The organism is Microbacterium lacticum (assembly GCF_006716815.1).
In the GTDB taxonomy this organism is placed as follows: Bacteria; Actinomycetota; Actinomycetes; order Actinomycetales; family Microbacteriaceae; genus Microbacterium; species Microbacterium lacticum.
Genome location: NZ_VFPS01000001.1, coordinates 958,980 through 981,923, shown reverse-complemented (window position 1 = coordinate 981,923; position 22,944 = coordinate 958,980). Strand labels below are relative to the sequence as shown.

The following is a 22,944-nucleotide window of genomic DNA, read 5'->3' as shown; positions in this document are numbered from 1 at the left end:
TTTTGCGAAGGCGTGACCCAATGTTACGGTCGTGCAAAGACTCCCCATCAACGACGGTCGCAGCGTGGCTCTGGGGTTAGGGTCGAAGGATCGGGCTCGACGGTATCGCGGCCCCGCACACGCTGCATTCCCCAGACTGACCCTGACGAAAGAACGACGATGTGCACGTCTGACCCCCGGCAGGCCGCGAGGCCGGCTCAATGACCATCTACATCTTTCGGCGGTTCCTGAACTACGCCATCCTGAGCCTCATCGCGACGTGCATGGCGTACATCCTCGCGAGCATCGCGCTCGACCCCGCCGCGCGCTTCTACGGAATGAACCCGAGTCCGCCGCAGTCCTCGATCGACGCGTCGCTGGATGCCATGGGCGTGAACCCCGACGTGCCGATCCTCGTGCGGCTGTGGCACTGGCTGACGAACCTGTTCACCCAGTTCTCGCTCGGCACCACGGTCGGGGGCGCCCAGGTGACGGCGGAGATCGCCGCTCGCTCGGGCGCGAGCCTGCGGCTGCTGCTCATCGGCTCGATCATCGGCGCCATCCTCGGCGTGCTGCTGGGCGTCTGGGGGGCGGTGCGCCAGTACCGCGCCAGCGACCAGATCGTCACGTACGCCTCCTACATCGTGTTCGCGACGCCGACCTTCGTGATCGGCGTGCTGCTGATGATCCTCGCGACGCAGTTCAACAACCTCGTCGGGTCTCAAGTCATCACCTTCACCGGTGAGTACACGGCGGGCATCAGCGGCAGCTGGTGGGATCTCGCCCTCGACAGGGCCATCCACCTGCTGCTGCCCACGATCGCGCTCGTGCTCATCAGCGCGGCATCCTTCTCGCGCTATCAGCGCAGCGTCATGCTCGACGTGCTCGGCGCCGACTACATCCGCACCGCCCGCGCCAAGGGGCTGCCGCGCACGAAGGCGCTCTTCCGGCACGGCGTGCGGCTGGCCCTCATCCCGATGTCGACCTTCTTCGCCTACAGCTTCGGCACGCTGATCGCGGGCTCCGCGATGCTCGAGATCGTCTTCAGCTGGCGCGGCATGGGGCAGTTCCAGATCGAGGCCATCCAGAAGAACGACATCAACGCGGTCGCCGGTGCCGCCCTGTTCGTCGCGATCCTGTACCTCATCGCGTCGACGCTGTCCGAAGTGCTCTACGCCGCACTCGATCCGAGAGTGAGGAGCTGACGTGTCCGTGATGCAGGAGAAAGCGATCGAGGAGTCGCTCGAGAGCGTCAGCGACGTCACGCAGACCCGCAAGCCGCTCTCGCGCTCGGGGCTCGTCTGGTCGCGGTTGAAGAAGATGCCCCGATTCTGGATCGGCATCGTGGTCGTCGTCGCGATCATCCTCTGGGCGTTCGTCGGGCCGCTCGTCTATCCGTGGTCGATCACCGACCGCGATCCGCTCAACATGGGCATGGGCCCGACCATGATCCACTGGTTCGGCACCAACTCGATCGGGCAGGACATCTACGCCCAGACCCTCGCGGGCCTGCAGAAGTCGCTCGTCATCGGTCTGGTCGCCGGACCGACGGCCACGATCATCGCGGCGCTCGTGGGTTCGACGGCCGGATACATCGGCGGCTGGGTCGACCGGGTGATCCAGTGGATCATCCTGCTGCTGCTCGTCATCCCCGCCTTCTTCCTGTTCATCCTGCTGAGCCCGCTCATCAAGGGGCTGTCGTGGGTGGTGCTGATGTTCTACATCGCCCTGTTCAGCTAGATGATCATGGCGCAGGTCGTCAGGTCCCAGACGAGATCCCTCCGCAACCGCGACTTCGTGCGCGCCGCGCGCTATATGGGCGAGCCGACGCACACGATCCTCTCGCGCCACATCATCCCGAACATGGCGTCGCTGCTCATCATCGACGCGACGCTCGGCGTCGTCTCTGCGATCATGGCCGAGACGTCCCTCAGCTACTTCGGCTTCGGCATCCAGAAGCCCGACGTCTCCCTCGGCACGCTCCTGTCCGACGGCACCGCCGCGGCGGTGACGCGCCCGTGGCTGTTCGTCTTCCCCGCCTTCGTCCTCATCATCCTGCTGTTCGCCATCAGCCTCGTCGGCGATGCGCTGCGCGACGCGATCGACCCCACCTCTGGAATGAACCGTGACTGAGCCCGCCACCTTCGCCACCGCAACGCGCGAGCGGACGGGGACACCGCTCCTGTCGGTGCGCGACCTGAGCGTCACGTTCCCGCAGCGCGACGGCGACGCCGTGCAGGCGGTGCGCGGGATCTCGTACGACGTCTACCCGGGCGAGTTCCTCGGCATCGTGGGGGAGTCGGGATCGGGCAAGTCGGTCTCGTCGCTCGCGATCATGGGCCTGCTGCCCTCGACGGCCGAGATCACCGGCTCGATCGAGTTCGAGGGCCGCCCGCTGATCGGTCTCGACGACAACAAGCTCTCCCGCATCCGCGGCAAGGAGCTGGCGATGGTCTTCCAGGACCCGCTGTCGGCGCTCACCCCCGTCTACACCGTCGGCGACCAGATCAGCGAGGCGCTGCGCCTGCACGACAGCAAGCTGTCGATGCAGGCCGCCGCCGCCCGCGCCGTCGAGTTGCTCAAGGTCGTCGGCATCCCCGACGCCGAGCGGCGCGCCCGCGCGTTCCCGCACGAGTACTCCGGCGGCATGCGTCAGCGCGCGATGATCGCGATGGCGATCGCGAACGACCCGAAGGTCATCATCGCCGACGAGCCGACGACCGCGCTCGACGTCACGATCCAGGCGCAGATCCTCGAGGTGCTCGAGACGGCCAAGGACATCACCGGGGCATCCGTCGTGCTCATCACGCACGACCTCGGTGTCGTCGCCGGCCACGCCGACCGCGTCGGGGTGATGTACGCCGGCAAGATGGTCGAGCTCGGCGCGACCGGCGAGGTGTTCGCCGCGCCGCAGATGCCGTACACGATCGGCCTCCTGCGCTCGGTGCCGAACATGCTCACCGCCGGCACGCAGCGGCTCGTGCCGCTGGAGGGGCGCCCGCCGTCCCTCGCGAACCTGCCGAAGGGATGCCCCTTCGCCGCCCGCTGCCCGATCGCGGTCGACGCGTGCCGAGAGGTCGAGCCCTCGCTCGTCGCGCACGATCCGGCCTCGCCGACCCATGTCTCCGCGTGCATCCGCGCCGGAGAGATCGTGGACGGCGAGCTGGTGCGGGCCGAGGTGTTCCCCCGCCCCGAGCCGCTTCCGGCCGAAGAGCGCGCCGAGACCGATCAGCAGCCGGTGCTCGAGGTGTCCGACCTCACACGGCACTTCCCGTTGATGCGCGGTTCGGTGTTCCCGCGACGCGTCGGCACGGTGCGCGCCGTCGACGGGGTGTCGTTCACGCTTCGCCCCGGGCGCACGCTCGGCCTCGTGGGAGAGTCGGGGTGCGGCAAGACGACGACGATCCTCGAGGTGATGGAGATGACCGCCCCGCAGTCGGGGTCGATCCGCATCGAGGGCGTCGATGTCTCCGAGGCGTCGAAGAAGGAGATCAAGAACCTCCGGCGCGACGTGCAGATCGTCTTCCAGGACCCGATGGGCGCGATCGACCCGCGCCTCCCGGTCGGCGAGGTGATCACGGAGCCGCTGCGCGTGCAGGGCGTTTCGAAGTCCGAACGCGACGAGCGCGTCGCGGAGCTGCTCGACCTCGTGGGGCTCGACCCCGCGATGGCCGACCGGTACCCGCACGAGTTCTCCGGCGGTCAGCGCCAGCGCATCGGCATCGCTCGCGCTCTGTCGACCAACCCCGCCGTGCTCATCCTCGACGAGCCGGTCTCCGCCCTCGACGTGTCGATCCAGGCGGGTGTCATCAACCTGCTCGAGGACCTGCGCGAGCGTCTGGGGCTCTCGTACCTCTTCGTCGCGCACGACCTCGCCGTCGTCCGGCAGATCGCCGACGACGTCGCGGTCATGTACCTCGGCGTGATCGTCGAGCAGGGCCCCGCCGCCGAGGTGTTCAACAATCCGCGGCATCCGTACACGAAGGCGCTGATCTCCGCGGCGCCGATCCCCGACCCGGCGATCGAGCGCGGACGCACCCGGATCCTCCTCAACGGCGACCTGCCGAGCCCCACGCAGGAGATCAGCGGATGCCGCTTCCGCACCCGTTGCCCGCTCTATGCGCTCCTCGACGAGTCCGCGCAGGAGCTCTGCCGGGCCTCCGACCCGCAACTCACCCCCCACGGCCGTTCGAAGGTCGCGTGCCACCACGCCGACCGCTCCGAGCTCGTCTCCGACACGGTGCTGGCCGCCGCGTCGTAACAGACCCCCGGCGAGCGCACCACCTCGCCCGGGCCCCCAGAAGGTAACGAAAGGAAAGATCACATGAGGACACGGAGTGCAAAAGCGCTCGGCGCCGTCGCTCTGCTCAGCGCAGCAGCGATGGTCTTCGCCGGCTGCGCCGCAGGCAACACCGCGCCGAGCTCGACCGACAGCCCGGCAGCGGCGCTGCCGACGGTCGACTGGGATGCCGCCGACGCGGGCGACGTTCAGGACGGCGGCACGCTGACGCTCGCCGTCGGCGCCCTGCCGGTCAACTACAACAACTCGCAGATCGACGGCAACGAGGTCGACACCAACACGCTGCTCTCGCCCACCCAGGGCGGGCCGCTGCGGATCACCACCGACGGCGGCACCGAGGTCAACCCCGACTACGCGTCCTCGGTCGAGCTCACGAGCGAAGACCCCCAGGTCGTCGAGATCAAGCTCAACCCCAAGGCGGTCTGGGAAGACGGCACGCCCATCACCGTCGCCGACTACGAGGCCACCTGGAAGGCGCTCAACGGAACCAACGAGGCCTACCAGGTCGTCTCGACGACCGGGTGGGACCAGATCGGCTCGGTCGAGCAGGGCTCGGACGAGTTCGACGTGAAGGTCACCTTCAGCTCGGTGTTCGCCGACTGGCAGAGCCTGTTCGGCGGCACGGTGCTGCCCGCTGCCATCGCGAACGACCCGACGGCCTTCAACACGGGGTACACCGCGAAGGCGATGCCGTCGTACGGCCCGTACGTGATCTCCAACATCGACCAGACCGGCCAGGTCGTCACCCTGACGCCCAACCCGGTGTGGTGGGGCGAGAAGCCGAAGCTCGACACGATCCTCTTCAAGGTGGTCAGCCAGGCCCAGCAGGGCTCGTCGTTCGCCAACAAGGAGATCGACGCGCTGTACATCTCGGCGAACGCCGACCTGTACGCCACCGCGAAGTCGCGTGACGACGCCGAGATCCAGGCCACGAACGGTCTCACCTGGACCCACGTCACGATGAACGCCAAGTCGGGCCCGCTGTCGGACGTCAACGTCCGCAAGGCCGTGGCATCCGTCGTCAACCGCGAGCAGATCGCGGCGGCTGCCAACACCCCCGTCGGTGTTCCCGCCGTCACCCAGGGCGACTACATCTTCATGAACGGCCAGAAGGGCTACCAGGACAAGGCGCTGCCGCGCGACACCGCCGCGGCCGAGGGCTTCCTGAAGGACGCCGGCTACACGAAGGAGGGCGACAGCTGGACGAAGGACGGCGAGGCGCTCAAGCTCACGATCACGGTTCCCGCCGACACGACGACGAACATCCAGCGTTCCGAGCAGGTGCAGGCCGACCTCGGTGACTTCGGCATCCCGGTCGAACTGACGACGGTTCCGGTCGCGCAGTACTTCAGCGACTACGTGATCCCCGGCAACTTCGAGATGGTCAGCTTCTCGTGGCAGGGCACGCCCTTCCCGATCTCGTCGAGGGAGTCGCTGTTCTACCCGCTCGACTCGGGTCAGAACTACACCGGCACGACCGACGAGAAGCTCGGCGACCTGTGGACCAAGGCGAACACCGAACTCGACCCCGACAAGCGCATCGAGATCGCGCACGAGATCAACGACACCATCTGGTCGTACGTCCCGATGTTCCCGATCGCGCCGCTGCCCAACGTGTGGGCCGTGAAGCAGGGCCTCGTCAACTACGGTGCGGCGATGTTCGGCTACTCGCCGGTCGACTGGACGGTCGTCGGCTGGAAGAAGTGAGGTCTGACCGTCACTGACGGTCATCCCTTGTAGAATGGGATGCGCTCCGCTCGGGGCGCATCCCATTCTTTCGTTAGGCATTCCATGGCGCACGCCCTCCGTCCGGACCTCCGCAACGTCGCGATCGTGGCGCACGTCGACCACGGCAAGACGACGCTCGTCGACGCGATGCTGCGCCAGACCGGCTCCTTCGGCTCGCACGAGCACATGGAAGAGCGCGCCATGGACTCGAACGACCTCGAGCGCGAAAAGGGCATCACGATCCTCGCCAAGAACACGGCGATCACCTACAACGGCGTCCACACCGACACCCCCGTGACGATCAACGTGATCGACACCCCCGGTCACGCCGACTTCGGCGGCGAGGTCGAGCGCGGCCTGTCGATGGTCGACGGCGTGGTGCTGCTCGTGGATGCCTCGGAGGGCCCGCTTCCGCAGACCCGCTTCGTGCTGCGCAAGGCGCTCGAGGCGAAGCTCCCGGTCATCCTGCTGGTCAACAAGACCGACCGCCCCGACGCGCGCATCGCCGAGGTCGAGGAGGAGGCGCACGACCTGCTGCTGGGCCTCGCCGGCGACCTCGTCGACGATGTGCCCGACCTCGACGTCGACGCGCTCCTCGACGTGCCGGTCGTCTACGCCTCCGGGCGCGCCGGCGCGGCATCCCGCACCCGTCCGGAGAACGGCACGCTGCCCGACAACGACGACCTCGAGCCGCTGTTCGAGGCGATCCTCGAGCACGTGCCCGCCCCGGCCTACGACGACGAGGCGCCGCTGCAGGCGTGGGTGACGAACCTCGACTCGTCGCCGTTCCTCGGGCGCCTGGCGCTGCTGCGCGTGTTCAACGGCACGCTGAAGAAGGGCCAGACCGTCGCCTGGGTGCGCCACGACGGCACCCACTCCAACGCCCGCATCACCGAACTGCTGAAGACCCGCGCCCTCGACCGCTACCCGGCCGAGTCTGCGGGCCCCGGCGACATCGTCGCCATCGCCGGCATCGAGGACATCACGATCGGCGAGACCATCGCCGACCCCGAAGACGTGCGCGCGCTTCCCGCGATCACGGTCGACGACCCCGCGATCTCGATGACGATCGGCACGAACACCTCGCCCCTCATGGGCAAGGTGAAGGGCCACAAGCTGACCGCGCGCATGGTGAAGGACCGCCTCGACCGCGAGCTCATCGGCAATGTGTCGCTCAAGGTCGTCGACATCGGACGTCCGGATGCCTGGGAGGTGCAGGGCCGCGGCGAGCTCGCGCTCGCGATCCTCGTCGAGAACATGCGCCGCGAAGGCTTCGAGCTGACCGTCGGCAAGCCCCAGGTGGTCACTCGCAAGGGTGAGGACGGCAAGGTCAAGGAGCCGTTCGAGCACCTGACGATCGACGCGCCCGAAGAGCACCTCGGCGCGATCACGCAGCTGATGGCGGCGCGCAAGGGCCGGATGGACACGATGACCAACCACGGCACTGGCTGGGTGCGCATGGAGTTCGTCGTGCCCTCGCGCGGGCTCATCGGGTTCCGCAGCGAGTTCCTCACGATCACGCGCGGCACCGGCATCGCCAACGCGATCTCGTACGGCTACGACGACTGGGCCGGCGCCATCTCGACGCGTCAGAACGGGTCGATCGTCGCCGACCGGTCGGGTGTCGTCACGCCCTTCGCCATGATCGCCCTGCAGGAGCGCATGTCGTTCTTCGTGCAGCCGACCGAAGAGGTCTATGAGGGCATGGTGATCGGCGAGAACTCGCGCGCCGACGACATGGACGTGAACATCACCAAGGAGAAGAAGCTCACGAACATGCGTTCGTCGACGTCCGACTCCTTCGAGTCGATGACGCCGCCGCGCGTGCTCACGCTGGAGGAGTCGCTCGAGTTCGCGCGCGACGACGAATGCGTCGAGGTCACGCCCGAGAAGGTGCGCATCCGCAAGGTCGTGCTGGATGCCACGGAGCGCGGCCGCGCCACGGCGCGCGCGAAGCGCCAGGACGCGAACGCCTGAGCGCGGGGCGCGCGTCAGGCGCGGAGGACCTTGTCCATCGCCTTGCCGCGCGCGACCTCGTCGACGAGCTTGTCGAGGTAGCGGATCCGCTGCATCAGGGGATCCTCGATCTCCTCGACGCGCACGCCGCAGATCCCACCCGTGATGAGGCCCGCGTTCGGGTTCAGATCGGCGTCCGCGAAGAAGTCCCGGAAGGTCGTGTCGGATGCCACGTGAGCGTCGATCTCGTCCTGCGTGAAGCCGGTCAGCCAGCGGATCGCGTCGTCGACCTCGGCCTTCGAGCGCCCCTTCCGCTCCACCTTCTGGATGTACAGCGGGTACACCTTCGCGAAAGGCATCCCGTAGAGGCGCTCGTTCCGGTCCATGCCCACCAGCGTACGCGCCGACGCCGTCTGGCCCCGGGCCCCGCGCCCCGGCGCAACTGCAAGGCCTCGACGCCGACACGCCGTGGTCCGAGCGCCCCGCGCGGCGTGTCGCGCCGAATCCCTTGCAGTTCGGGCGGGCGGGCTCTGCCAGGTCAGTAGGCTCAGGCAGGTGACCACTGACGCCGCCTCCCGCCGCGCGCGGCGGGAGGGGCTCGGGGTCGCGCTCGCCACGAGCGCCTACGGCATCTCGTTCGGTGCGTTGGCCGTGGCATCCGGGCTCGACATCTGGCAGACCTGCGTGCTCAGTCTCGTGATGTTCACCGGGGGTCGCAGTTCGCCTTCATCGGCGTGATCGGCGCCGGGGGAGTGGCGGCCGCCCCCGCCGCGATCGCCTCGTCGGGCCTCCTGGGCGTGCGGAACGTCGCGTACGGCCTGCGGATGGCGCCGGTGGTCGGCACGTCGCCGTGGCGCCGGATCGTCGCCCCGCACTTCACGATCGACGAGTCGACGGCGGTCGCGCTCGCACACGAAGAGCCGAAGGCGCGCCGGCTCGGATTCTGGGTGACCGGCGTCGGCATCTATCTCGGCTGGAACCTCACGACCCTCCTTGGCGCGCTCCTCGGCGACGTGCTCGGCGACCCGAAGCAGTACGGACTGGATGCCGCGGCGGCCGCGGCCTTCCTCGCGCTGCTGTGGCCGCGCCTGCGGCAGCGGCAGGCCATCGCCGTCGGCGTGGCGGCGGCTGTCGTCGCGACCGTGCTGACGCCGGTGCTCCTCCCCGGCATCCCCGTGCTGATCGCCGCGCTCGTCGCCGTCGTCGTCGGGTGGACGAACTGGTTCGCCCCGCGGCGCCCGCCGAGACCGGCGGGTCAGCCGCGCACCGACGCGGGCGGTGACCCGCAGGGTCCCGGGGGAGAGCTGGAGGGACTGCCGTGACCCTCTGGACGGCCGTGCTCGTGGCATCCCTGCTCTGCTTCGCGCTCAAGGCGCTCGGGTATCTCATCCCGCCGCGGTGGTTCACCGCGCCCGCGCCGTCGCGCATCATCGACCTGCTGACCGTGGCGCTTCTCGCCGCCCTGGTCGCCGTGCAGACGCTCGGCGTCGGCCAGCAGATCGTCGTGGATGCCCGGGTGCCGGCGCTGCTCGTCGCCGCCGGGCTGCTCATGGTGCGGGCGCCATTCCTCGTGGTCGTGGTCGCCGCGGCGGTCGTCGCCGCGTTGCTGCGGCTGTGGGGGCTCGCCGCGTAGCGCCGGGGGCCGCGCCGCGCGCGGGGCGGCGCGGATGCCTGTCGCCTAAGCTGGCCGCGTGGGATTCTCCTGGGCGCGCGTGGGCACGTGGATCGTCGCCGGCGTGATCGGCATCGTCTACGGCGTCGCCGGCACGATCGGTCAGGCCGCGATGTGGGGACCGGTGCCGCTCGGGCTCGTCATCGCCGTGATCGGCGTCGGCGCGCTGATGCTCGCCGTCCGCACCCTCACCGACGACCGCTGGGCGGCGCTCGCCTGCGGACTGGGCGTCATGCTCGCCACGCTCGTGTTCTCCGGCCGCGGGCCGGGCGGGTCGATCGTCGTGCCCGCGCCCGCCGACGGGCAGTTCTCCACCGGCGTCGTCTGGACGATCGCCGTGCCGCTGCTCGCCGCGATCATCGTCGGCTGGCCGTCGCGCTCCGGCCGGCGGGACACGCCCGCGCCCCCCAGCGCGTAGACGCGCGACGCCGGACGCGGAACCCGCCGAGCGGACGACGAACTAGACTCGAGGGGTGACGTACGTGATCGCCCTGCCCTGCGTGGATGTGAAGGACCGTGCCTGTGTCGACGAATGCCCCGTCGACTGCATCTACGAAGGCCTGCGCTCCCTCTACATCCATCCGGATGAGTGCGTCGACTGCGGCGCGTGCGAACCGGTCTGCCCCGTCGAGGCGATCTACTACGAGGACGACCTGCCCGAAGAGTGGCAGGACTACTACACGGCCAACGTCGAGTTCTTCGAGGACATCGGCTCGCCCGGCGGCGCGGCGAAGGTCGGCGTGATCGCGAAGGACCACCCCATCATCGCCGCGCTCCCGCCGCAGGGACACTGACCTCGGATGGCCGTCCGCGACCTCGACGAGTACCCGTGGGACGCCGTCGCTCCCTACGCGCGCCGCGCCGCGGAGCACCCCGGCGGCCTCGTCGACCTGTCGATCGGCTCGCCCGTCGATGAGACGCCCGCCGTCGTCGCCGACGCCCTCCGCGCCGCGACCGACGCGCACGCGTACCCGCAGACGGTCGGCACCCCGGCCCTGCGCGAGGCGATCGCCGCCTGGTATGCGCGCCGGCGGGGCGTGCCGGGGCTGGATGCCTCGGAGGTGCTCCCCACCGTCGGCTCGAAGGAGCTCGTCGCGCTGCTGCCGCTGCTGCTCGGACTCGCTGAGGGTGACATCGTCGTGCACCCCCGCGCGGCGTATCCGACCTACGCCGTCGGCGCGAAGCTCGTCGGCGCCACGCCCGTCGCCGCAGACGACCCGGCGACCTGGCCGGAGGGGACGCGCCTCGTCTGGCTGAACACGCCCGGCAACCCCGACGGGCGGGTGCTCGACGTCGAGGCGCTCCGCGCCGCCGTCGCCCGGGCGCGCGAGCTCGGCGCGGTCATCGCCTCCGACGAGTGCTACGCGGAGCTCGGATGGGACGGTGCCTGGGCGAGCGAGCCCGTGCCGAGCATCCTCGACCCCCGCGTGACGGACGGCGATCGCCGAGGCATCCTGTCGGTGTATTCGCTCAGCAAGCAGTCGAACCTCGCAGGGTATCGCGCCGCGTTCCTCGCCGGCGACGCGACGCTCGTCGCGAGCCTGCTCACGGTGCGGAAGCACCTCGGGCTCATGCTGCCGGCCCCTGTGCAGGCGGCGATGACGGCGGCGCTCGGCGACGACGCGCACGTCGCGGCGCAGCGGGAGCGCTACCGTGCCCGCCGCGAGGTGCTGAAGCCCGCGCTCGAGAACGCCGGATTCCGCATCGACCACTCCGAGGGCGGGCTGTACCTCTGGGCGACCGAGGGTCGGGATGCCTGGGACACGATGGGCGCGCTCGCGGAGCGCGGCATCCTGGCCGGCCCCGGGCACTTCTACGGCGAGCACTACCCGCAGCACGTGCGGTTCTCGCTCACCGCGACCGACGAGCGCATCGCGGAAGCCGCGCGGCGACTGTCGGCGGCGCAGGCTTCGCAGACTTCGTAGGTTTCCTCGGAGGCATCCGGCCGTCCTTTGGCGGAGATCTGAGTAGGCCGCGACGACTACTAGGCTGTAAAGGATCCCTCGACCACTGCAAGGAGGCTTCGTGAGCGACACGGGCACCCCCCAGACCGCGACCGTCACCGTCGGCGACAAGACCGCCGAGCTGCCGATCCTCGCCGGCACCGAGGGCGTTCCCAGCGTCGACTTCGCGACGTTCACGAAGCAGACGGGGCACACCGCGCTCGACTATGGCTTCGTGAACACCGCGGCCACTAAGTCGGCGATCACGTTCATCGACGGCGACCAGGGGATCCTCCGCTACCGCGGGTACCCGATCGAGCAGCTCGCGAAGAACAGCACCTACCTCGAGGTGGCCTGGCTGCTGCTCTACGGCGAACTGCCGACGACCGACCAGCTGGGCGAGTGGGACGACAAGATCCGCCACCACACGCTGCTGCACGAGGATCTCAAGCGCTTCTTCTCGTCGCTGCCGCACACGGCGCACCCGATGTCGGTGCTCTCGGCCGCGACCGCGGCGCTCTCGACCTATTACGAGGGCCAGTCCGACCCCGACAACCCCGAGCACGTCGAGCTGAACACGATCCGTCTGCTGGCGAAGCTGCCCGTGATCGCCGCGTATGCGCACAAGAAGTCGATCGGTCAGGCGTTCCTCTACCCGGACAACTCGCTGAGCTTCGTCGACAACTTCCTGAAGCTGAACTTCGGCAACCTGGCCGAGGTGTACGAGGTGAACCCGGTCACCTCGCGCGCGCTCGAGCGTCTGCTGATCCTGCACGAGGACCACGAGCAGAACGCGTCGACCTCGACGGTGCGCCTCGTCGGCTCGACGGGTGCCAACCAGTTCTCGTCGATCTCGGCCGGCATCAACGCACTGTACGGGCCGCTGCACGGCGGCGCGAACGAAGCCGTGCTCGACATGCTGGCGCGCATCCGCGACTCGGGCGAGAGCGTGCAGCGCTTCGTCGAGCGCGTGAAGAACAAGGAAGACGGCGTGAAGCTGATGGGCTTCGGGCACCGCGTCTACAAGAATTACGACCCCCGCGCGAAGCTCGTCAAGGAGTCGGCCGACGAGATCCTCGCCGAGCTGGGCGTGCACGATCCGCTGCTCGACCTCGCGCAGGAGCTCGAGCAGGTCGCCCTCGAGGACGACTACTTCAAGGAGCGCCGGCTCTACCCGAACGTCGACTTCTACACCGGCGTCATCTACAAGGCGATGGGATTCCCCACCCGCATGTTCACGCCGCTGTTCGCGATCGGCCGCCTTCCCGGCTGGCTCGCGCACTGGACCGAGATGCAGAACGACCCGCAGACCAAGATCGGCCGCCCGCAGCAGCTCTACATCGGCGCCGGCGAGCGGAACTACCCGGGCGTCTGACCGGCGGGCGCGACCTCCGCACGCGCAGCGGTCGAGTGCTCTAGTCTGGCCTCGCGCCCCGTCGCCTTCGGCGCGGCGCCAGAAGGAGGTCGGCCATGTGGACGCAGACCGTCGATCCGTTCGGGTCGCTGTGGCTCTCCGCGCTCGTCGCGGCGATCCCGATCGTCGTGTTCCTCGCCGGCCTCGTCGTCTTCAAGCTGAGCGGCATCACCGCCGCGCTCGTCGCCCTGGCGACCCAGATCGTCGTCGCGATGCTGCCGTTCCACATGCCCGCCACAGCCGTCGCGGGCGCGGGGCTGCTCGGTCTGCTGACCGCGATCTGGCCCATCGCCTACATCATCGTGATGGCGGTCTGGCTGTACAAACTCGCCGATGCGAGTGGTCGCTTCGACGTCATCCGAGCCTCCATCGGCGGGGTCTCGCCCGACCAGCGCGTCCAGGTGCTCCTCATCAGCTTCGCGTTCGGCGGGTTCCTCGAGGGTGCCGCGGGGTTCGGCGTGCCGATCGCGATCTGTGCGGCGCTTCTCGTCCAGCTCGGATTCCGGCCGGTGAAGGCCGCGATGATCTCACTCGTCGCGAATGCGGGCGCCGGGGCGTACGGCGCAATCGGCATCCCCGTCATCGTCGGGGCGCAGGTGAGCGGGCTCGACGTGCTGGAGCTCTCCCGCGCCATGGTGCTCATGCTCCAGCCGCTGACCCTCGTCATCCCCTTCGTCCTCGTGGCGATCCTCGATGGGCGGCGGGGCCTGCGCGAGACCTGGCCGATGGCGCTCGTGGTCACCCTGGTCTTCAGCGGTGTCCAGGCATCCGTCCTCTGGTTCCTCGGCCCGGAACTCGCCGACCTCGGTGCCGGCCTCGCCGCGATGGTCGCCATCTTCCTGTTCGGGCGCGTCTGGCAGCCCACGCGGACCTACCGCGAAGACGGGGGGACGGCGCCGGAGCCGGAGCGCCACTCGTTGCGCGAGATCGCGGCGGCGTGGAGTCCGTTCTACATCTTGACGGCGTTCATCCTCGTGTGGAGCCTGCCCGTCTTCAAAGATCTGTTCGCCGCGGGCGGCGCGCTGTCCGCAAGCGTCCTGTCGGTGCCCATCCCGGGGCTCACGGGCGAGGTCACGACCTCGTCGGGGAGCGTCGTCACAGCGACCTGGAGCTTCACCCCGCTGAATGCGACCGGCACCGCCATCCTCCTCGCGGTGCTCGTGACCTTCTTCACCACCGCGACGCTGCGCGCCTCCGATCTCTGGCGCGAGCTGCGCAACACCCTCACCGAGCTCTGGCGCGCGCTGGTGCTGATCGCGCTGATCCTCATGCTCGCGAACATCGCGAACTACGCGGGCGCCTCGACCGCGATGGGCTACGCGCTGGCGGCCGCCGGTCCGGTCTTCCCGCTCCTCGCCCCGATCATCGGGTGGATCGGCGTCTTCCTCACCGGGTCGGTCGTCAACAACAACACGCTCTTCGCGCCGCTGCAGGTCGCGACCGCCGACAAGCTGTCGGTCGACCCGTCGCTCTTCGTGGCCGCCAACACCGCCGGCGGCAACACGGCCAAGGTCATCTCGCCGCAGTCGATCGCGATCGCGGCGGGTGCGGTGGGTCTGTCCGGTCGAGAGAGCGAGATCCTCCGGGCATCCATCCTCTACAGCCTCGGCATGCTCGCGTTCGTGTGCGTGTGGAGCTTCGTGCTGTCGCTGGTGACGTGAGGTGGAGGAGGCGATGAGTTCCCGGCTGTGCGACGGCCCACGCGGACGGCGCGTCGTGATCGAGCTGGTTCGAGACCTTCTGCCGGAAGAGATGCGTCGCGGATTGTTCGAGCTCGCGTACCGGGCCGACGTGGCCGCGGGCGCGGCAGTGACGCGCTTGACCTTCCGTCGCGTGGGGGACGACGGTGGGCAGACGCCGTCCGTGCCGTCACCGGAGCAGCTCGCCGACGCGATCCGGGCTCTCGGGTCGCTGCGTCCCGACGGGGAGGAGCTGGTGGAGTCGGTGCGGCGGTCGGTCGACACCGCCCGGTACTGGCAGGCGGCTGACGGCGACGATCTCGTGGCCGCCGATCCCGTCGTCACCTCGGCACTGGCCGATGTCGGCGCGGGCCTGGCCCGGCGGCCGGATGCCGCATGGTGGCAGCGCGACCGCAGCATCGAGCAGTGGGCGGTCGAGTTCGATCCGGACGGTGACGGAGCGCCGTTCGACCCCGCGCCGGGTGGCGTGCAGCGGTGGCGTGAACGCACCGAAGCCGGGGAGTCGCGCGCCCGCATCGACCGACCGGCCGACCCGACGGCCGGGTGGAGCGGGGATTGGTGGTCGCACCCGTGGGGTGCGCCGCACACGACCGGTGTTCTGAGCTCGGGCCTGCCCGCCGGCATCCCGTACGTCGAGGACGGATTCGGATGGACCCGGGTCAAGTCCCGTGGTGTGGATGCTCCTATTGCTGTCAAGCGGCCAGTGGCGGGCTGATCTGCTCCAGGGTGGCGGTCGCTCGGGCCTCGAGTTCAGGGTCGGCGCGAGTGCCGATCTCGAGTCGTCGGAGCCGCTGGTAGGGGACGCCGAGAGTGGCGGCGAGAACGCTGATCGGGATGCCTTTCGCTTGTCGGCGTGCTCGGAGTTCGCGCCCGACGGGATTGTCGGTGGCGGGATTGAGCAGAGCGGCATAGATCTCGTTCGCGACGTGTCGTTTGAGGCAGCGCATGATGTCACGGTCGGTGAGTTGCTCCGAACGACGCCTCTCGAAGTGGGCCATCGTCCGAGGCTCGCGATGCCGCATGCGCAACAGCACAATCCGGTGCAGCGCGGCGTTCGCGTGCCGGTTCCCGCCGCGAGAGAGTCGATGCCGTGTGCGTTGTCCGGAGGAGGCGGGGATCGGGGCGACACCGGCGAGAGCGGCGAAGCTGGCGCGGGTTCCGAGCCGCTCGGGGTTGTCGCCCGCGGCGACCAGGAGCGTCGCTGCGGTGACAGGACCGACTCCGCTCAGGGACAGCAGCGTGGGGTTGACCTGCCGGACGAGCATCTCCAACTGTTGTTCTATCAGGTCGATCTCGGCTTGCATCGTGAGGTGTCGGACCGCGAACCGTCGCAGTGTCTGCCGGGCGACGACCGCGGGATCGGGGGACGTGATTGTTCCGGGCCGAGTCTTGGCGAGCGTGTTCACCAGACGCGGCCCGCTGAGAGCGCGGAACGCCTGTCGCACGAGCTCGGGTGCGGTGATCAGCAGCGCGTGGATCTGGTTCATCACTTGCGCTCTGGCCTTGGCCGTCGAGCGCCGCTCTGCGAGGAGGATCCGCATCGACTCGACCGCGCCATCACCAGACTTTGGGATCGCGGTGTCCGTTCCTGAGAGGACAGCGGCCGCTGCCTGGTGGGCGTCGAGGGGGTCGGACTTGCCGCGACGACGGCGGGCTTGCCGGTCCTGTCGCGCGACTTCGATGACGGTCAGCCCCGCCGTGGTCAGCGCGCGTGCGAGGCCAGCCCCGTACGACCCCGTTCCCTCCACCCCGATACGGACGACATCACCGTGCGCGTGGAGGAACGCGACGATCTGCGCGTAACCGCGACCGTCGGCACGGAACTCTCGGTCCGCGACAGGTCGGCCCACGAGATCGAGGATCGCGACGTGATGCGTGTTCTTGTGCGTGTCGACCCCGGCGACCAACTCGGAGCCTGGTGGCAACGGGTTGGTCAGCGGCGGGTCGAGTGTCATGCTCGTCATTGACGGGATTCCCTTCCAATGGTGATGAACGTCACCGCGGGTCGGGTGAGTGCAGACAGCACAAAGGTGAGACGACTTTCCGGTCAGGCTCCTATCAAGTCATGTGCCCGCCCGGCCCGCAGCGACCCCGGCGTCGACGGACAGATCCACAAAAAGACAGCCGCGAACGGCGTCCGTGTAATTTCGGGTCACGCCGGCGCCGGAGCCGAATCCATCATCTCTGTGTCATTCCGTTGCTTCCTGGGGTGGGTGGTGGTCAGGCGGTGAGGTAGAGCTCGGGGCGGGCGGGTTCGGTGTGTTCGTGGAGGGTGTGGACGAGTTTGCGCATGGAGATGTCGGAGAAGTAGCGACGTTCGCCGTATTGCCATTCCTCGTGCTGTTCTTGGAGGACGGCGCCGATGAGGCGGGTGACGCTGCCCTGGTCGGGGAAGATCTGGACGACGTCGGCGCGGCGTTTGATCTCCCGGTTCAGCCGCTCGATGGGATTGTTTGACCAGACTTTCTGCCAGTGCTCGCGGGGCAGCGCCGCGAACCCGGTCATGTCCGGTTCGGCGGCCTCGAGCATGGCGGCGATCTCGGGGAATGAGCCGCGGAGGCTGTCGGTGACGGCCTGGTATTGGGCGGTGACGGCTTCGGTGGTGGTCTGCGCGAAGATCGTGGAGATCAGTGCGTTGACCGGCTTGGAGCGGGCGGAGCCAATCTTCTGGGTGACGTTGCGAGCGAAATGGACCCGGTGGGGTGTGACACTTCTTGTAGACGGTCGTTACCAGGAAGGAACGACAGGCAGAGATGTCTACGAATCGCAGGAAGTTCACTGAGGAGTTCAAGGCCGACGCGGTCCAGCTCGTCGTGCAGGGCGGCCGCCCGATCGCGCAGGTCGCGCGGGAGTTGGAGATCAACGAGAGCTCGCTCGGGTACTGGGTGAAGGCGTATCGGGCCCAGCACCCCGACCCGGAGACGGCGCCGCCACCGGTGGAGGCCGCGCGGATCGCACGGTTGGAAGCGGAGAACCGGCGGCTCGCGGAGGAGAACGCGTTCTTGAAAAAAGCCGCGGCCTTCTTCGCGAAGGAGCAGCGGTGAGCGAGAAGTTCACGCTGATGCACGCGGAGAAGGCCACCTTCACGATCGAGCTGATGGCGCGCCTGCTCAGCGTCTCACGCGCCGGCTACTACGCGTGGGCGAAGCGGCGGGACACGATCCCGCCGACCACGGCGCGGAGGGTGTGGCTGTCTGGTGTGATCACGCAGATCCACGACGACTCGCACGGGGTGAACGGGTTCCGGCGGGTGCTCGCCGAATTGTCTCGCCGCGGGATCGCCGCGTCGGAGGGTCTGGTCCGCAAGATCATGCGGGAGGCGGGGATCTTCGGGATCCAGCCCCGCTCCAAGAAGCGCACCACGATCCCCGCCGACGACGTGGTGACCCGCCCCGATCTGCTCAAGCGGGACTTCACCGCCGACCGGCCCGGGGTCCGCTTCGTCGGCGACATCACCTACCTGCGCACCGGGGAAGGGTGGCTGTATCTGGCGACGGTGATCGACCTGTTCAACCGTGAGGTCGTGGGCTGGTCGATGGCTGAGCACATGCGCACCGAGCTGATCGGCGACGCCCTCACGATGGCCCATACCCACGGGCGCATCGAGTCGGGCGCTCTGTTCCACTCGGACCGCGGAAGCCAGTACACCTCTGACGAGTACGCCAAGCTCGCGGGCCGTTTCGGGGTGCGGTTGTCGGTGGGAAGGACCGGGGTGTGCTGGGACAACTCGGTCGCCGAATCGTGGTTCTCGATGCTCAAGAACGAGATGTACTACCGGCAGTCCTTCGCGACCCGGCGGCGAGCGAGATTCGCCGTGATGCAGTACATAGAGGTGTTCTACAACCGCCGCCGGCTGCACTCCACCCTCGGCTACCGCACCCCCGCCGAGACCCGGGCCGCCTACTACGCCCAGACCGCAACCGCGGCCTGAAATCCACAAAGAGATCGTCTACGAAGCTTGACACAGCCCACGGCATCTCTGCCATCCCGTGCCAGGCAGGATCGCTTTGACCGCGGCTTTCAGGCCGGCGTGCGCGTCGGAGGTGACCAGGATTGCGCCGAGCGGGTCGGCATCGGTCGCGACCTTCAGTCCGCGCTCGCGCAGCGAGCGGAGGAACTCGGTCCAGAAGTCCGTCGTCTCCGCGTCGCCCAGCGCCATTCCGAGGATCTCCCGCCGGCCTTCGCCGCTGACACCGGTCGCGACGACGAGGGCCTGCGAGACGACCCGGCCGCGATGGCGGACGTCGAGGTAGGTGGCGTCGAGGAACAGGTAAGGGAACCAGGTGTGATCGATCCGCCGGTGCAAGAACTCGTGGACCGCTTCGTCGATCTCGCCGCAGATCCGCGATACCGTCGAGCGGGAGATGCCGGTGTCGTTGCCCAACGCGCGGACCAGATGCTCGACCTTGCGGGTGGACACCCCGTCGATCCAGGCCTGGCAGATCACCGCGTAGAGCGCCTTGTCGACCCGCCGCCGCGGGTGCAGCAGCGAGGGGAAGAACGACCCCTCCCGCAGCTTCGGGAGCTGAAGGTCCACCTCCCCGGCCGGGGTGGCGAGCGTCTTCGGGCGGGTGCCGTTGCGGCGGGTCGTCCGCTCCGGGGAACGCTCGTAACGGGCGGCGCCGATCTTCGCCGTTGCTTCCGCGTCGACGAGGTCTTGCAGCCCGGCCTGCAGCATCCGGCGGAACACGTCCTGATGCGCGAGCTCGGGATCGGCGAGGACTTCGCCGATCAGGGTCGAAAGGGCAGACTGGTACTGGGTCATCGTGGGATCTCTGCTTTGCTTCTTGCCGGAAACAACTGGTCATCCCACGGTGGCCCTTCAACGTCTACGACGACGAGAACCCCGCGGGAATTGACACAGAGATGATGGATTCGGCTCCGGCGCCGGCGTGACCCGAAATTACACGGACGCCGTTCGCGGCTGTCTTTTTGTGGATCTGTCCGTCGACGCCGGGGTCGCTGCGGGCCGGGCGGGCACATGACTTGATAGGAGCCTGACCGGAAAGTCGTCTCACCTTTGTGCTGTCTGCACTCACCCGACCCGCGGTGACGTTCATCACCATTGGAAGGGAATCCCGTCAATGACGAGCATGACACTCGACCCGCCGCTGACCAACCCGTTGCCACCAGGCTCCGAGTTGGTCGCCGGGGTCGACACGCACAAGAACACGCATCACGTCGCGATCCTCGATCTCGTGGGCCGACCTGTCGCGGACCGAGAGTTCCGTGCCGACGGTCGCGGTTACGCGCAGATCGTCGCGTTCCTCCACGCGCACGGTGATGTCGTCCGTATCGGGGTGGAGGGAACGGGGTCGTACGGGGCTGGCCTCGCACGCGCGCTGACCACGGCGGGGCTGACCGTCATCGAAGTCGCGCGACAGGACCGGCAAGCCCGCCGTCGTCGCGGCAAGTCCGACCCCCTCGACGCCCACCAGGCAGCGGTCGCTGTCCTCTCAGGAACGGACACCGCGATCCCAAAGTCTGGTGATGGCGCGGTCGAGTCGATGCGGATCCTCCTCGCAGAGCGGCGCTCGACGGCCAAGGCCAGAGCGCAAGTGATGAACCAGATCCACGCGCTGCTGATCACCGCACCCGAGCTCGTGCGACAGGCGTTCCGCGCTCTCAGCGGGCCGCGTCTGGTGAACACGCTCGCCAAGACTCGGCCCGGAACAATCACGTCCCCCGATCCCGCGGTCGTCGCCCGGCAGACACTGCGACGGTTCGCGGTCCGACACCTCACGATGCAAGCCGAGACCGACCTGATAGAACAACAGTTGGAGATGCTCGTCCGGCAGGTCAACCCCACGCTGCTGTCCCTGAGCGGAGTCGGTCCTGTCACCGCAGCGACGCTCCTGGTCGCCGCGGGCGACAACCCCGAGCGGCTCGGAACCCGCGCCAGCTTCGCCGCTCTCGCCGGTGTCGCCCCGATCCCCGCCTCCTCCGGACAACGCACACGGCATCGACTCTCTCGCGGCGGGAACCGGCACGCGAACGCCGCGCTGCACCGGATTGTGCTGTTGCGCATGCGGCATCGCGAGCCTCGGACGATGGCCCACTTCGAGAGGCGTCGTTCGGAGCAACTCACCGACCGTGACATCATGCGCTGCCTCAAACGACACGTCGCGAACGAGATCTATGCCGCTCTGCTCAATCCCGCCACCGACAATCCCGTCGGGCGCGAACTCCGAGCACGCCGACAAGCGAAAGGCATCCCGATCAGCGTTCTCGCCGCCACTCTCGGCGTCCCCTACCAGCGGCTCCGACGACTCGAGATCGGCACTCGCGCCGACCCTGAACTCGAGGCCCGAGCGACCGCCACCCTGGAGCAGATCAGCCCGCCACTGGCCGCTTGACAGCAATAGGAGCATCCACACCACGGGACTTGACCTTTGCCGGCAGGCGCAAGCGCGTCGACCATCTCAGGCAGCGACAGGCCGGCCTCCGCGAGACGGCAGGACGCCCAGAACAGGCCGCGGTTGCGCTCGCCCTCGGCACGCATCGCGACCCAGGCGGCCAGCCGCGCCGCATCCCTAGAACGGATCGGCCCGCTCACGCGGTGCGGGGTGGGCTCGGGGCGCGGGTCGAGGAAGTCCCGCAGCCGGGCCGCATCAACCGGGCCAGGCGCACGATCGGCGCCGGCGACGAGCTCGTAGGAGCCGGCGCCGCCGACGGCCGAGGGTGGGACGATGATGTAGCCGCCGTCGCCACGGAAGTCCACATGCGCCGTCGCCGCCTGCCACGACCGCTGCGGCCGGTCCGGGTCGGCCGGGAAGTAGAAGTGCGCCCCGCCCGACGCGGAACGCACCACCGCCAGCCACCCCGGCACCAGCCCGGCGCGGCGGGCGCGCTCGAACGCCGCGAACCCGTCACCGCCGGGCTTGCGGTCCACATCGACGACCTCGACCCCGGAGGCGGCACCGGTCGGGACGCCGATGTTCGCGGCCGGCCAACGCCGCCACCACGCCGCGACCCGACGGGCATCGGTGGTTGCCGCGTGGAACCCGCCGGGCTGCGCCTGCGGGTTGTCCTCGTCGGGCTTCAGCAGCGGGTTCTTCGCGCCGGGCACGCACGGGAACACCGGCACCCCGGCTGCCGCGAGCCGCACGGCGGCCTGCGATAGCGGAAGGGCCGACACGGAGCCGAGGACGCTGGCGACGCTCATCACAGCCCCCTCACCGAACGGGCGGTCGATGCGGATGCGGGACGCGGCTCCGCAACGGGTGCGAGTGCCCGGCCGGCCCGCTCCAGCGGCGGCGAAGCGTTGCGGGTCAGGCCGGGCGGGTCGCCCGTGCCGGCCTGCACGGTCGAGATGGCATCGAGGATGGCGCCTGCGGCGTTGCGAACCTTCTCGCCGGTCTCCTGCACCACGTCCACGGGGGACTTGTCCGTCACCGTCGCCGCCCAGTCGGAGACGTAGGCCGCGGAGGGGGCGGTCGCCTCCATGCCGTGCGCGGCGGCGACCATCACCGCCACCGACTCCGCCTCGACCTCCCGGATGCCACGGTGCCGCGTGCCATCCTCGTTGTCGGGGCCGTGCATCCGCACATGCGCCAGCTCATGCACGAGCGTCACCGCTTGCTCGGCCGACGAGAGGTCCTCCCGCACCGACACGGTGCGGGTCCGGTACTGCGTCAGCCCATACGCGCCCTCAATGGCGGCGGCGTCCGGGACGCGCCGGACGGCGAACCCCTCGGCCTCGATCAGCGCCACCAGACCCTCCCACAATCCGTCGGGCGCCTCGCCCGTGAGCGGCGCGACGGTCGGGCGCTCCGGGATCGGAACACCGCCGGTGAGCGCGACGTCCCAGACGTACGCGGCCTTCGATCCGACCATGCGCGAGCGCACGACCTCGCCGGGCTTAGGCTTCTCGAACCTGTCCAGCCGCCGCCACGAACCGGAGTCCAGCGGGGTCGAGGACGCGAATCGGCCCGTAACCGGGGCGAAGCTGCGATACCCCGGCTCGCCACCCCGAACGTTCCTGCCGAGCGCCTGCCATTGCTTGTACCCGGCGACATACGACGGGACCGGGCCAGGCACGCGGCCAGCCTGGAACGCAGCTTCGTGCTGGGCGAAGATCAGCAGCGTGTTACGGAACGACCGCGCCCGGAACCGGGCCGCGAACTCCAGAGCACGCTTCCAGTCCTCCCCGGTGACGAGCTGTTCCACCGCGGCCGTCAGGCGCTCGTGCAGCTCATCGAGCTTCGCATCCCGCACAGCCCGAGCCTCCTCGTTCGTCGCCACAATCGACC

The 22,944-nt window shown here is 69.0% G+C and carries 19 protein-coding genes and 3 pseudogenes; 16 read left to right on the top strand and 6 right to left on the bottom strand.

Features of this window, described 5'->3' with window-relative positions; translation table 11 throughout:
* The first annotated feature begins 200 nt into the window (after positions 1 to 200).
* From FHX68_RS04780 to typA, 6 genes are all read left to right on the top strand, one after another.
* Positions 201 to 1,184 (top strand): ABC transporter permease, encoded by a 984-nt coding sequence (locus tag FHX68_RS04780; protein WP_141380380.1) that lies wholly within the window; start codon positions 201 to 203, stop codon positions 1,182 to 1,184.
* Positions 1,185 to 1,194: 10 nt separating this feature from the next.
* A complete protein-coding gene (locus FHX68_RS15745) occupies positions 1,195 to 1,719 on the top strand; it encodes an ABC transporter permease (RefSeq protein ID WP_229661537.1) in 525 nt (174 codons plus the stop codon).
* Positions 1,720 to 1,725: 6 nt separating this feature from the next.
* Entirely contained in the window at positions 1,726 to 2,112 is a 387-nt protein-coding gene (locus FHX68_RS15740; protein WP_229661536.1) for an ABC transporter permease, read from the top strand.
* Complete coding sequence (locus FHX68_RS04770) at positions 2,105 to 4,240, top strand: ABC transporter ATP-binding protein (protein WP_141380381.1); 2,136 nt, start codon at positions 2,105 to 2,107, stop codon at positions 4,238 to 4,240. Before FHX68_RS15740 ends, FHX68_RS04770 begins: the two co-directional genes overlap by 8 nt.
* 63 nt (positions 4,241 to 4,303) lie before the next feature.
* Entirely contained in the window at positions 4,304 to 5,986 is a 1,683-nt protein-coding gene (locus FHX68_RS04765; RefSeq protein WP_141380382.1) for an ABC transporter family substrate-binding protein, read from the top strand.
* 84 nt (positions 5,987 to 6,070) lie between these two features.
* Positions 6,071 to 7,984, top strand: a complete 1,914-nt coding sequence (gene typA, locus FHX68_RS04760) for a translational GTPase TypA (protein WP_141380383.1) — start codon at positions 6,071 to 6,073, stop codon at positions 7,982 to 7,984.
* 14 nt (positions 7,985 to 7,998) lie between these two features.
* Here typA and FHX68_RS04755 read toward each other — a convergent pair whose 3' ends face one another.
* Positions 7,999 to 8,349, bottom strand: coding sequence for a DUF2200 domain-containing protein (locus FHX68_RS04755; protein ID WP_141380384.1), 351 nt, complete (start codon positions 8,347 to 8,349; stop codon positions 7,999 to 8,001).
* A 169-nt stretch (positions 8,350 to 8,518) separates the two neighbouring features.
* Here FHX68_RS04755 and FHX68_RS04750 point away from each other — a divergent pair.
* From FHX68_RS04750 to FHX68_RS04715, 8 genes and pseudogenes are all read left to right on the top strand, one after another.
* Positions 8,519 to 9,285, top strand: a pseudogene (locus FHX68_RS04750) (AzlC family ABC transporter permease).
* On the top strand, positions 9,282 to 9,596 hold the full coding sequence (locus FHX68_RS04745) for an AzlD domain-containing protein (protein WP_141380385.1): 315 nt from the start codon (positions 9,282 to 9,284) through the stop codon (positions 9,594 to 9,596). The pseudogene FHX68_RS04750 and the gene FHX68_RS04745 overlap by 4 nt, the downstream one beginning before the upstream one ends.
* 58 nt (positions 9,597 to 9,654) lie before the next feature.
* Positions 9,655 to 10,053, top strand: a complete 399-nt coding sequence (locus FHX68_RS04740; protein ID WP_141380386.1) for a histidinol dehydrogenase — start codon at positions 9,655 to 9,657, stop codon at positions 10,051 to 10,053.
* A gap of 55 nt (positions 10,054 to 10,108) precedes the next feature.
* A complete protein-coding gene (fdxA, locus tag FHX68_RS04735) occupies positions 10,109 to 10,429 on the top strand; it encodes a ferredoxin (RefSeq protein ID WP_141380387.1) in 321 nt (106 codons plus the stop codon).
* 6 nt (positions 10,430 to 10,435) lie between these two features.
* Complete coding sequence (dapC, locus tag FHX68_RS04730; RefSeq protein ID WP_141380388.1) at positions 10,436 to 11,560, top strand: succinyldiaminopimelate transaminase; 1,125 nt, start codon at positions 10,436 to 10,438, stop codon at positions 11,558 to 11,560.
* A gap of 100 nt (positions 11,561 to 11,660) precedes the next feature.
* Positions 11,661 to 12,953 carry a citrate synthase gene (locus FHX68_RS04725; RefSeq protein ID WP_141380389.1) on the top strand — a complete coding sequence of 431 codons (1,293 nt, stop codon included), beginning with the start codon at positions 11,661 to 11,663 and terminating at the stop codon, positions 12,951 to 12,953.
* 95 nt (positions 12,954 to 13,048) lie between these two features.
* A complete protein-coding gene (locus FHX68_RS04720; RefSeq protein ID WP_141380390.1) occupies positions 13,049 to 14,653 on the top strand; it encodes an L-lactate permease in 1,605 nt (534 codons plus the stop codon).
* A 55-nt stretch (positions 14,654 to 14,708) separates the two neighbouring features.
* Positions 14,709 to 15,407 carry a hypothetical protein gene (locus FHX68_RS04715; protein ID WP_170219044.1) on the top strand — a complete coding sequence of 233 codons (699 nt, stop codon included), beginning with the start codon at positions 14,709 to 14,711 and terminating at the stop codon, positions 15,405 to 15,407.
* Here the strand turns inward: FHX68_RS04715 and FHX68_RS04710 are convergent.
* Together FHX68_RS04710 and FHX68_RS04705 are read right to left on the bottom strand one after the other, a co-directional pair.
* Positions 15,385 to 16,656, bottom strand: coding sequence for an IS110 family RNA-guided transposase (locus tag FHX68_RS04710; RefSeq protein ID WP_211345047.1), 1,272 nt, complete (start codon positions 16,654 to 16,656; stop codon positions 15,385 to 15,387). The two genes, FHX68_RS04715 and FHX68_RS04710, sit on opposite strands and share 23 nt — an antisense overlap.
* A 256-nt stretch (positions 16,657 to 16,912) precedes the next feature.
* Positions 16,913 to 17,389, bottom strand: a pseudogene (locus FHX68_RS04705) (transposase); the annotation flags it as partial.
* 56 nt (positions 17,390 to 17,445) lie between these two features.
* Here FHX68_RS04705 and FHX68_RS04700 point away from each other — a divergent pair.
* A protein-coding gene (locus tag FHX68_RS04700) for an IS3 family transposase (protein ID WP_141920053.1) occupies positions 17,446 to 18,623 on the top strand; the annotation gives its coding sequence in 2 pieces (ribosomal slippage) (positions 17,446 to 17,704 and positions 17,704 to 18,623; 1,179 coding nt in all).
* A gap of 39 nt (positions 18,624 to 18,662) precedes the next feature.
* On the opposite strand, the pseudogene FHX68_RS04695 reads toward FHX68_RS04700, so the two are convergent.
* Positions 18,663 to 19,457 (bottom strand): annotated as a pseudogene (locus FHX68_RS04695) (IS256 family transposase); the annotation flags it as partial.
* A 319-nt stretch (positions 19,458 to 19,776) separates the two neighbouring features.
* Here FHX68_RS04695 and FHX68_RS04690 point away from each other — a divergent pair.
* A complete protein-coding gene (locus tag FHX68_RS04690) occupies positions 19,777 to 21,048 on the top strand; it encodes an IS110 family RNA-guided transposase (RefSeq protein ID WP_211345048.1) in 1,272 nt (423 codons plus the stop codon).
* Here FHX68_RS04690 and FHX68_RS04685 read toward each other — a convergent pair.
* Together FHX68_RS04685 and FHX68_RS04680 are read right to left on the bottom strand one after the other, a co-directional pair.
* Complete coding sequence (locus tag FHX68_RS04685) at positions 20,943 to 21,857, bottom strand: bifunctional DNA primase/polymerase (RefSeq protein WP_141920057.1); 915 nt, start codon at positions 21,855 to 21,857, stop codon at positions 20,943 to 20,945. The two genes, FHX68_RS04690 and FHX68_RS04685, sit on opposite strands and share 106 nt — an antisense overlap.
* On the bottom strand, positions 21,857 to 22,936 hold the full coding sequence (locus FHX68_RS04680; RefSeq protein WP_141381453.1) for an ImmA/IrrE family metallo-endopeptidase: 1,080 nt from the start codon (positions 22,934 to 22,936) through the stop codon (positions 21,857 to 21,859). Before FHX68_RS04680 ends, FHX68_RS04685 begins: the two co-directional genes overlap by 1 nt.
* Between the last annotated feature and the right edge of the window lie 8 nt (positions 22,937 to 22,944).